This window comes from Bacillus sp. RO2 (assembly GCF_012911845.1).
Lineage (GTDB): Bacteria > Bacillota > Bacilli > Bacillales > Bacillaceae_I > Sutcliffiella_A.
The window spans coordinates 1-10,838 of record NZ_JAAXCU010000056.1; the positions used below are offsets into that span (position 1 = coordinate 1).

The following is a 10,838-nucleotide window of genomic DNA, read 5'->3' on the forward strand; positions in this document are numbered from 1 at the left end:
GGCGAAGACTCCTGAGGGAGATAGCGCTAGGTGGAGACCCCGCAGGCGAAAGCCGAGGAGGCTCCAGCAGTGCCCCTAGGAAAGCGAAGCCCAGTGCGTAAATCAACAGCGGTGTAAGAGCTGTCCATTAATAGGTTAGGGAGGAATGAATATGACAATGAGACGTAAAAAAGTATCGGTAATCGGTGGAGGCTTCACAGGCGCAACAACAGCATTCTTACTAGCGCAAAAAGAACTCGCAGACGTTGTACTTGTAGATATCCCACAAATGGAGAACCCTACTAAAGGGAAAGCTTTAGATATGTTAGAAGCAGGTCCTGTTCAAGGATTTGATGCAAACATTACAGGAACATCCAACTATGAAGATACAGCCAATTCCGATATCGTTGTCATTACAGCAGGAATCGCCCGCAAACCGGGAATGAGCCGTGATGATCTGGTAACTACAAACCAAAACATCATGAAAAGTGTAACAAGAGAAGTGGTAAAACACTCTCCTGATTGCTATATCATCGTGTTGACAAACCCGGTAGATGCCATGACCTACACTGTGTTTAAAGAGTCCGGCTTCCCGAAAAACCGCGTTATCGGTCAATCAGGGGTGCTAGATACAGCTCGTTTCCGCACATTTGTATCACAGGAACTAAATCTTTCTGTGAAAGATGTTACTGGCTTCGTTCTAGGAGGTCATGGAGATGACATGGTGCCGCTTGTTCGCTACTCTTACGCAGGTGGAATCCCGCTTGAAACATTACTTCCTAAAGATCGCCTAGATGCGATTGTGGAAAGAACAAGAAAAGGCGGCGGGGAAATCGTTAACCTGCTTGGTAACGGTAGTGCCTATTATGCTCCTGCAGCATCGATGGTGGAGATGGTGGAAGCGATCCTGAAAGATCAACGCCGAATCCTACCTTCCATTGCCTATCTTGAAGGAGAATACGGACACGACGGAATCTACCTTGGCGTACCAACAATCCTTGGTGCGGGTGGCATAGAAAAAATCATCGAACTAGAGCTGACAGAAGAAGAAAAAGCCGCACTTTCCAAATCTGTTGAATCGGTTAAAAATGTCATGAATGTCCTATCCTAAATCATTAAAAGGATGTATGAAGTATTAAGAATTTCTAGCTGTTGATTGAAGCACAGGGCGAAGACTCCTGAGGGAGATAGCGGTAGCTTGAGACCCCGCAACGGAGTGAGGAGGCTCAAGCACCGCCCCTAGGAAAGCGAAGCCCGGTGCGGAAATCAACAGCGGTGTATTACAGAGGAATGTAACTAATTCGGGGATTGCTTTCCCCGAATTTTTACCACACTATTGTAAACGGTTACAAAAGAACAAGGGGTATTTTCCAACATCATCAGGGGGTGTATGTATGTTACTTGGTAAAAAGAGAAAACTCGGAAGAAAACTTGCAGAAATTCAAGTCGGCGAAAAACTAGAGCTGACAGAAAAAATAGAAGACAAAGACCTATTATTATATCTTGGATTAACCAATGACGCGAATCCACTCTATATTCAGCACGATTACGCGTCCCAAACACCGTTTAAAAAACCAATCGTACCTAGCATCATGTTAACAGGTATCATTACTTCCGCTGTATCCAAATATTTACCTGGCCCAGGAAGTCATGTCGTACACCAAGACATTACTTTTCCAAAACCGGTCTACCACTATGGAAGCGTTCAATTTCTTTTTGAAGTGGTGGAAATTAAAGAAAAAGATCATTGTGTTGTAATGAATGTTCATGGTACAAATGAAGAAAATCAAACGGTTGCTAAAGGCTCCATTACAGTCTGTCCTCCTCATCGTCTTGAACCGATGGAGAGCAGCGCGATGGAAAATTTTTAAAAAGAGCTTAGGCTCTTTTTTTATTTTAGGAAACTAAATTTCCACGCTGATATCTCTAGTGGGAAAGCTTTTCTTTATTGTGATGAATAATGAATACGTGTAAAATGGAAAAGTAATGATAGAGATAAAATAGAATTGGAAGTTGGATGAACAACAAAATGGGTTTTCCAAAACAGTTTGGTGGAGGAAAAGAATGAATAAAAAAATTCTTATTGTAGATGATGAACAATCAATCGTGACATTGTTACAGTATAATTTACAGCAAGCAGGCTACGATGTTTCCGTTGCGATGGACGGAGAAGAGGGTCTGAATAAGGCAATGGAAGAACGATTTGATATGATCGTTCTAGATCTTATGCTTCCAAAAAAAGATGGAATAGAAGTGTGTAAAGAGTTACGACAGCACAAAATTCATACTCCAATCCTAATGCTTACTGCAAAGGATGATGAGTTCGATAAGGTGTTGGGACTAGAATTAGGTGCTGATGATTATATGACCAAACCTTTCAGTCCAAGAGAAGTCGTAGCTAGGGTAAAGGCTATCCTCCGCAGAATGCAGCAGATGTCAGGTAACACGGAGGCGCAGAAAGTAGAAGAGGACACTTCGGAAAAGATTGTAATCGGGGATGTAAAAATTCTGCCTGAACACTATGAAGCCTATTTTCGAGATGAACGATTAGAACTTACGCCAAAGGAATTTGAGCTTTTGGTCTACTTATCTAAGAATAAGGGAAGAGTGTTGACTCGCGATCAACTGTTGAGCGCGGTGTGGAACTATGATTTTGCCGGTGATACTCGGATTGTGGATGTTCATATTAGTCACTTAAGGGAAAAAATAGAGACAGATACGAAAAAACCTACATATATAAAGACAATTAGAGGGCTAGGGTACAAGCTGGAGGAACAGAAGTTACATGAATAGGTTCCGCTCAAGACTGCTCTTTGCACTCATCACTCTGATTATCGTGGTGCTTGTGTGCTTGGGGCTTTTGCTTGGTCAGCTTTTTAAAAGCTTTTATTTAAATACCTTTAATCAGAGACTCATTAAAGAAACAGAACTGGTAACGATGCTGGTGGAAGAGGAGACCAGTGTGACACCTATTCTGCAAAAACATCTGAATGATGTTAGTAATACTTTAGCGGCAAGGGTTAGTGTTACTGATAAGGATGGCACGGTGTTATTTGAGACTACTGGTCCGACTGTTTCTGGAATAGAATCTCAAGAGGAGATCATTAAAGATGCGGTTCAAAAGAACAAGAATCGTGACAGGATTTTCTATGAACAGAATGATGAAATGTATTATTACGGAAACTCCATTACAAGAAATGGATCTAAAGATGGATATGTAATGCTAAGTACCCCAATAGATTCTCTCCAAAGAGTCAATCAACAGATTTGGGGACTATTGATCGCAAGCCTTGGTGCAGCGTTTGTGGTTATTCTGCTTCTTGGGGTAAAGATTACATCTCAATACACCAGGCCGATTGAAGCTGCAACCAAGGTGGCAACGGAGCTTGCAAAAGGGAATTATAAAGCAAGGACATTTGAGGAACATGTTGATGAAACAGGAATGTTAAGTCAATCCATTAACATATTGGCACGAAACCTTCAAGATATGACCAAAGCCCAAGAAATGCAGCAGGATCGTCTCCGAACTCTTATTGAGAGCATGGGAAGTGGGTTGATATTGATTGATGGTCGAGGCTACGTGAATCTCATAAACCGTGCCTATAAAGACACATTTGATGCTGAGCCTGCTGAATATCTTTATAGGCTATATTATGAAGCCATAGAGCAGAAAGAAGTTGTCTCGTTGATTGAAGAGATCTTTATGACTGAGGTGAGTATGCGAAAGCAAATCTTACTTCCATTAAAGATTGAACGCAGACATTTTGAAGTGTATGGAGCACCGATCATCGGTATCAATGATGAGTGGAAAGGGATTGTCCTTGTGTTCCATGACATTACAGAATTGAAGAAGCTTGAGCAAATGAGAAAAGATTTTGTTGCTAATGTATCTCATGAGTTAAAAACGCCAATCACATCTATCAAAGGGTTTTCAGAAACATTGTTGGATGGCGCGATGAATGATAAAGATACAATGCAGTATTTCTTATCCATCATTCTAAAAGAAAGCGACAGGCTACAGTCACTTATTGAAGATTTGCTGGACCTTTCTAAAATAGAGAAACAAGGTTTTAAATTAAATCCCGAGTTTGTGGAAATCAACGACCTGTTGGAAGAAATCTTTGTAATATTGGAAGGAAAGGCAAGAGAAAAAGAAATAAATCTTGTTTTATCCCAACCTAAAAAAGAGTTGTATTTATATGCGGATGCCTCCAGGATTAAACAGGTTTTCATTAACCTTATTAACAATGCCATCGCTTATACATCAGCCGGTGGAGAAGTTAAAGTGAAGATGGAAGAGGTAGAGAAAGAGGTAATCATTGTTGTATCCGATACTGGTATTGGTATGGAGCAGGATGAAATACCAAGGATCTTTGAGCGGTTTTACCGGGTGGATAAGGCCCGTAGCCGTAATTCAGGTGGAACGGGGTTAGGGCTTGCGATTGTCAAGCATATCGTGGAAGCCCATCATGGCAGTATTTCTGTTACGAGTGAATTGAATAAGGGGACTGCCTTTACGGTGAAGTTGTCTAAAGAAAATGAAGATTTACAATAGCTTTACACGTCTTTCATAGGTCCTTTACAAACTTTTGTTAATATAATCTATGAAAACCCCTTCATCCAAGGAGCCAATTTTGGAAGAGGAGAGAGCCCACCCTGCTCTCTCCTTCTTTTTTTGTTTAAATTCTAAGAACGTATATAATTCGGTTAATTTCCCTTCCATGCGCTTCGCTTGCCTGCGGGCGGTCCGTGAGCCTCATCACTCCGCCTGAGGGGTCTCACCTGTCCCTTCCTCCCGCGGGCGTCTACGCGCCTTCCATTCCAATCAACAGCGGAGCATAACCAACCAACTAAAAATCCATATAAATAATGAAACCTTCCCTACCTTCATACGTATAAGTTATGGAGAACAAAAAAAGGGGAGAAGACAACTTTGATGAGTTTAAAGCGAATTTACACGACCGTTTTTCTTGTAATACTTGCTGCTGTCATAGGGTCAGTTGCTTTAACGTCATGGTACACAGTAGATCAATCAGAACAAGCTGTGATTATGACATTTGGAAAAGTAGAAGAAGGAATCAGTGAACCAGGACTGCACTTTAAAATGCCTTGGCCAATACAAACAGTAGAGACAATGTCCAAGGAGACCTTTAGTTTACAGTTCGGCTATCAAGAAAAAGATGGAGAAATAGTTGAATACACGAATGATACAAAAATGATAACAGGTGATGAAAATATCGTATTGGCAGATATGGTTGTCATGTGGAAGATAACCGATCCGGGAAAATACTTATTTAATAGTGATGATCCTCAGGCTGTCCTATATAATGCTACATCCGCTTCACTAAGAAGTATTATCGGTAGCACAAAGATAGATGAAGCATTGACTTCAGGTAAAGCTCAAATTGAAGTGGAGGTTTATGACTTACTTACTTCCCTAATGGAAACCTATGATATTGGTATTTCTATTACATCTGTCAATCTTCAGGATGTGGAATTACCCAATGATGAGGTTCGTAAAGCTTTTACAGATGTAACAGATGCACGTGAAATGGAAAACACGAAGAACAATGAAGCGAAAAGATATCAAAACCAACGTCTAAATGAAGCAGAAGGGGAGAAAGATGCCATCATTTCCAAAGCGGAAGGGGAAAAGGCTGCAAGAATTGAGCGTGCTCGTGGAGATGTAGCTAAATTCAATTCCCTGTATAACGAATATGTGAACGCTCCGGAATTAACGAAAAAGCGTCTTATTTTAGAGACGATGGAAGAAGTACTACCGTATGCCGAGATCTACATTATGAATGATGATGGCAATACGATGAAATATTTCCCGCTCCGAACCGAAAACCCAGCTCCAAAACCACCAGCGAACTCGGAAGGAAGTGGGAACAATGAGTGATCAAAACATTATCAATTTAGAAAAGAAAAAACCTGACTTACAATGGAAAACCATCATTCGCGGAGGAATATTTGGAGCGGTGATTCTTATCGTTCTTGGTGTAATCCTTGCAAATGTATTTGTCGTAAAAGAAGGCGAATATAAGGTTGTTAGACAGTTTGGAGAAGTAGTGAAGATTGTGGAAGAGCCTGGTTTGAATTTCAAAATTCCATTCATTCAATCCGTAACGACAGTTCCAAAATATCAAATGCTATATGATGAAGCCGGTGCTGAAATAAACACTCGCGACAAAAAGCGGATGTTAATTGATAATTATGTGGTTTGGCGAGTGGAAGATCCTGAATTAATGATCAGCAACCTAGCAAGTCTTGTGAATGCAGAAACCAAGATGTCCGAATTTGTATTCTCTGTTGTCAGAACAGAACTTGGACAATTGAATTATGATGATATTATCAATGATGAAAAGTCATCAAGAGGAAGCTTGAATGACAGAGTAACGGATAGAGTAAATGAACTTTTGGCAAGAGATAATTACGGAATTGTCGTGACAGATGTGCGCATGAGAAGAACGGACCTGCCGCCTGAAAATGAAGCTGCCGTGTTCACACGTATGATTTCAGAGCGTCAATCAACTGCTCAAGAATACCTTTCTCGTGGAGATGCCGATAAAAACAGAATCATGGCAGATACAGACCGAGCAGTGAAAGAAATACTGGCGAAAGCCGAAGCGGATGCGGATACTATCCGTGGTCAAGGAGAAGGAGAAGCAGCTAAAGTCTACAATGATGCATTCTCTAAAGATGCAGAATTCTACGAGCTTTACCGCACACTCGAATCCTATAAAAAGACGATCGATGGAGAAACCGTTATCGTCCTTCCTTCCGACTCCCCATACGCCAAACTGCTAATGGGCGGAATGGAATAAAGAGATTTGTAGTAAGATGAGTGGATGGAAGCGGAAGGCACTCGACTCCTGCAGCGGAAAGGAACTTTAAAGTAAGCCTCCAGTCTTAACAACAAAGCCACAATTTTTGTTTCTGTTCTTATCCATGATAGAATAGAAGAAGAATTGTGGCTTTTTATAGTTGGGATTTTACATAAGAAATTTGATTAAGAAACAAAGGAGGAGTTATGAATATGGCAACAAACAAACTAGTATTGATTGATGGAAACTCCATCGCTTATCGTGCTTTCTTTGCACTTCCGCTATTAAGCAATGAAAAAGGAATACATACCAATGCTATCTATGGCTTTACCATGATGCTGATGCGCATTTTAGAAGAAGAGAAACCTACCCATATGCTTGTAGCATTCGATGCAGGCAAAACAACATTCCGCCATAAAACGTTTGGAGAATACAAAGGGGGACGCCAAAAAACTCCACCTGAACTGTCCGAACAATTCTCCTTCCTTAGAGAGCTACTGGACGCATATAACATAAAAAGATACGAACTGCCTGAATATGAGGCGGATGATATTATTGGGACATTGGCTCAACAAGCTGCCAAAGATGATTATGAAGTGAAAATCATTTCAGGCGACAAAGATTTAACGCAGCTTGTAACAGAAAAAATTACGGTGGATATCACGAAAAAAGGAATTACAGATGTAGATTCCTACACACCTGCATTCATTGAAGAAAAATACGGACTGAATGTGGACCAGATTATCGACATGAAAGGTTTGATGGGAGATTCTTCTGATAACATCCCAGGTGTTCCTGGTGTGGGAGAAAAAACAGCCATCAAACTGTTAAAGGAATTTGGTACCATTGAAAAACTTCTTGAGTCAATTGACCAAGTCAGTGGGAAAAAGCTGAAAGAAAAGCTAGAAGATAATAAAGAGCAGGCAATTATGAGCAAGCAACTCGCGACTATCATGACCGAAGCACCAGTAGAAGTTACCGTAGAAGAGCTAATTTATGAAGGTTACGACCAAAAGAAAGTGGTCGATATATTTAAAGAACTTAGTTTCAACTCCCTGTTGGACAAGCTTGGAGAAGAAGGAGAAACGGTAACCGAGGATTTAGAGGATATTTCCTTTGAAATACTGGATGTAGTAAATGAGGAGCACTTTGCCAAAGAAAACTTCTTCATGGTAGAAGTGTTAGATGAAAATTATCACCGTGCAGACATTCAAGGAATCGCACTCGTGAATGAGACCGGGAACTATTTTATCCCTACAGATGTTGCTTTGCAGTCTGAAGAATTCGCAGCGTTTGCTTCAGATCCTAAAAGAAAAAAGACAGTTTTCGATGCAAAAAGAGCAATCGTTGCACTAAAGTGGAAAGGGATTGAACTGAACGGGATTGACTTTGACTTTATCATTGCATCTTATATCGTGAATCCGTCCGAGACATCCACTGACCTTGCCGAAATTGCCCGTAAAAAAGGCTATTATCAGATCGAAACAGATGAAGCTGTTTACGGAAAAGGTGCCAAGCGTGCTATACCGGATCAACAGAAGGTTGCAGACCATCTAGTGAGAAAGACTTTCGCGATGCAGGAAATGAAAGAGTCCTTCATTCACGAATTGAAGGACAATGAGCAATTGGAATTATTCGAGGAACTGGAAATGCCATTGACATTGGTGCTGGCAGAAATGGAAGCGCTCGGTATTAAAGTAGATAAGGCACGATTAGAAGAAATGGGAACAGACCTTGGCGAGAAGCTAGAGAAAATTGAAGAGAAAATTTTTGACCTGGCAGGGGAAAAATTTAATATTAACTCTCCAAAGCAGCTTGGTGTGATTCTTTTTGAAAAGCTTGGATTACCGCCTGTAAAGAAAACAAAAACAGGGTACTCGACTTCTGCTGACGTGTTGGAAAAATTAGCAGAAAAGCATGAAATTATTCAGCAAATCTTACACTATCGTCAATTAGGCAAACTGAAATCAACCTATATTGAAGGATTATTAAAAGTGATCCATGAGGATTCCCATAAAATACACACACGCTTTAATCAAGCTTTAACACAGACTGGACGCTTGAGTTCGATTGATCCAAACCTCCAGAATATACCTGTTCGATTAGAGGAAGGTAGAAAGATAAGAGAGGCATTTATCCCATCCCATGAAGATTGGGTGATCTTTGCTGCCGACTATTCCCAAATCGAACTAAGGGTTCTTGCCCATATTGCTAATGACGAAAAACTGATTGAAGCTTTTAAAGAAGATGCGGACATTCATACAAAAACTGCAATGGATGTATTCCATGTATCAGAAGATGAAGTTACTTCCAATATGCGCCGTCAGGCCAAAGCGGTAAATTTTGGAATAGTCTATGGTATCAGTGACTACGGTCTTTCCCAGAGCTTGGGTATTACACGAAAAGATGCGAAAACTTTTATCGACCGATACTTGGAAAGCTTCCCTGGAGTGAAAGAATACATGGAAGATAGCGTCCTTGATGCAAAGGATAAGGGATACGTTACAACCCTTCTGCATCGCCGCCGTTACCTGCCTGAGATAACAAGCAGCAACTTTAACTTGAGAAGTTTTGCCGAAAGAACTGCGATGAACACCCCGATTCAAGGTAGTGCTGCTGATATCATCAAAAAAGCAATGATTGATATGGCAAACAAACTGGAAGAAGAAAATATGAAATCTAAAGTCCTACTTCAAGTACACGATGAACTTGTATTTGAGGCTCCTAAAGATGAAATCGAAAAGTTAAAGAAAATTGTACCAGAAGTGATGGAGCAAGCAGTGGAATTAAAGGTCCCGCTTAAAGTGGATTATTCTTACGGCTCTACATGGTACGACGCGAAATAATTGTTTTTATGAGGATGTGTTACCATGCCAGAACTTCCTGAGGTTGAAACGGTTAGAAAAACACTGGTTCAGCTTGTACAAGGTAAAAAGATTAAACAGGTGAAAGTCCTATGGCCAAAAATGATTAAAGAGCCGGATGATGCTGCTCTTTTTGAGGAAATGCTTATTGGCCAAGAGATTGTGGAAATAGGAAGAAGAGGAAAGTTTCTCCTCTTTTACCTTAACGATTATTGCATGGTCTCTCATTTGCGAATGGAAGGAAAATATGGCCTCTATCAAAAAGAAGAGCCAGCGAATAAGCATACACATGTGTTTTTCTATTTTGAAGATGGTACCGAACTTCGCTATCAGGACGTTCGCAAGTTCGGCACGCTTCATCTTTATAAAAAAGGGGAGGAACTTGGAGCGAAATCGCTTGCGAGTTTAGGACCAGAGCCTTTTGAAGATGAGTTCAACCTGGATCTCCTTAAAGAGAGACTCGCTAAAACAAATCGAAATATTAAAGCAGTTCTTTTAGATCAAACGGTTGTGGTTGGTTTAGGGAACATATATGTGGACGAGGCTTTATTTAGAGCGGGAATACATCCCGAAAGAGTGGCAAGCAGTTTGAACGAGGAAGAACTGATTGAGCTGCAACGTGAAATAGTTCTGACTCTTCAAGAAGCCGTCGACAAAGGTGGAAGCACTATCCGTTCCTATGTAAACTCACAAGGTCAAATTGGCATGTTCCAGCTCGAGCTTTTCGTCTACGGCCGAAAAGGAGAACCTTGCAGAAAATGCGGCCAGGAAATCGAAAAAACAGTCGTAGCAGGCAGAGGCACCCACACCTGCCCAAATTGCCAGCCAAAGCCATAAGAATTGAGTGAACTGAAATCCCCCTTTTGCCTGAAGAGCAGGGTGTGCGACTCCGGCGGGAGGTAGCGGTAGGATGAGAACCCGCAACGAAGAAGGCCACTGAAAAACGGATATGATTTAGTATTTGGTAATTTCGAGCTGTGGATTGGAGCAAAAGGCGAAGACTCATGAGGGAGATAGCGCTAGGTTGAGACCCCGCAGGCAAAGCCGAGTTATCATGAACGAAACTAGCTCCTTACTCGTAAAATCGTAGGTTAATTTGGTTAGAATGTTTACTGGAAAAACCAAACCAAATCAGAGCTACATTACGGAAGGAGCTAGTTATTATGAA

The 10,838-nt window shown here is 41.0% G+C and carries 8 protein-coding genes; all 8 read left to right on the forward strand.

Features of this window, described 5'->3' with window-relative positions:
* Positions 1–151 precede the first annotated feature (151 nt).
* The gene (mdh, locus tag HF078_RS18875) at positions 152–1,090 is read left to right on the forward strand and encodes a malate dehydrogenase (RefSeq protein WP_148965714.1); all 939 of its coding nucleotides are present in this window, start codon (positions 152–154) and stop codon (positions 1,088–1,090) included.
* A gap of 283 nt (positions 1,091–1,373) precedes the next feature.
* Positions 1,374–1,850, forward strand: coding sequence for a MaoC family dehydratase (locus HF078_RS18880; protein ID WP_169292540.1), 477 nt, complete (start codon positions 1,374–1,376; stop codon positions 1,848–1,850).
* Between the two features lie 193 nt (positions 1,851–2,043).
* Positions 2,044–2,772, forward strand: coding sequence for a response regulator transcription factor (locus tag HF078_RS18885; protein ID WP_168864974.1), 729 nt, complete (start codon positions 2,044–2,046; stop codon positions 2,770–2,772).
* Positions 2,765–4,534, forward strand: coding sequence for a two-component system histidine kinase PnpS (gene pnpS, locus HF078_RS18890; RefSeq protein ID WP_169292541.1), 1,770 nt, complete (start codon positions 2,765–2,767; stop codon positions 4,532–4,534). The genes HF078_RS18885 and pnpS overlap by 8 nt, the downstream gene beginning before the upstream one ends.
* A gap of 381 nt (positions 4,535–4,915) precedes the next feature.
* On the forward strand, positions 4,916–5,881 hold the full coding sequence (gene hflK, locus HF078_RS18895) for an FtsH protease activity modulator HflK (RefSeq protein ID WP_481748032.1): 966 nt from the start codon (positions 4,916–4,918) through the stop codon (positions 5,879–5,881).
* The gene (gene hflC / locus HF078_RS18900) at positions 5,874–6,806 is read left to right on the forward strand and encodes a protease modulator HflC (RefSeq protein WP_169292543.1); all 933 of its coding nucleotides are present in this window, start codon (positions 5,874–5,876) and stop codon (positions 6,804–6,806) included. The genes hflK and hflC overlap by 8 nt, the downstream gene beginning before the upstream one ends.
* A gap of 212 nt (positions 6,807–7,018) precedes the next feature.
* Positions 7,019–9,652 (forward strand): DNA polymerase I, encoded by a 2,634-nt coding sequence (polA, locus tag HF078_RS18905; RefSeq protein ID WP_169292544.1) that lies wholly within the window; start codon positions 7,019–7,021, stop codon positions 9,650–9,652.
* Between the two features lie 24 nt (positions 9,653–9,676).
* Positions 9,677–10,507 (forward strand): DNA-formamidopyrimidine glycosylase, encoded by an 831-nt coding sequence (mutM, locus tag HF078_RS18910; protein WP_169292545.1) that lies wholly within the window; start codon positions 9,677–9,679, stop codon positions 10,505–10,507.
* Positions 10,508–10,838 lie beyond the last annotated feature (331 nt).